Source organism: Neisseria sp. P0021.S007 (genome assembly GCF_051956855.1).
The window spans coordinates 1-448 of the sequence record NZ_JBQCXA010001674.1; the positions used below are offsets into that span (position 1 = coordinate 1).

Below are 448 nucleotides of genomic sequence, written 5' to 3' on the forward strand. Positions count from 1 at the left end.
TATCCATTCCGACCATTTTTGAGATGGAAGGGGAGGAAGGCTTCCGCAACCGCGAAACCAATATGCTGAAAAAGCTCGCTTCCCGGCGCAACATCGTTTTATCGACCGGTGGTGGCTCCGTGTTGCGCAGTGAAAACAGACAGATTCTGCGCCAAAACGGCACGGTTGTTTATCTGCATGCCAGCCCCGAAACCTTGCTGGAGCGTACCCGTTACGATAGCAACCGGCCGCTGTTGCAAGTTGCCAACCCGTTGGCCAAACTGCAAGAGCTGTATGACCAGCGCGATACGCTGTACCGTCAAACCGCCCATCTCGTCATCGAATCCGACAGCTGCCACAAAACGCTCAAACGGCTGATTGAAATATTGAGCGAATAACACGCTTTACAAAGGAACACCATGCGCACCCTGACTGTCCAAACCCCGTCCCATCAATACCCCATCTTTAT

1 protein-coding gene is annotated in these 448 nt (G+C 52.7%); it reads left to right on the forward strand.

All coding sequences use genetic code 11. The features are described from left to right. Positions 1-377, forward strand: a 377-nt coding sequence (locus ACTHUR_RS20860) for a shikimate kinase (protein WP_440400711.1), incomplete at its 5' end; no start/stop codon positions are given. Positions 378-448: the final 71 nt, after the last annotated feature.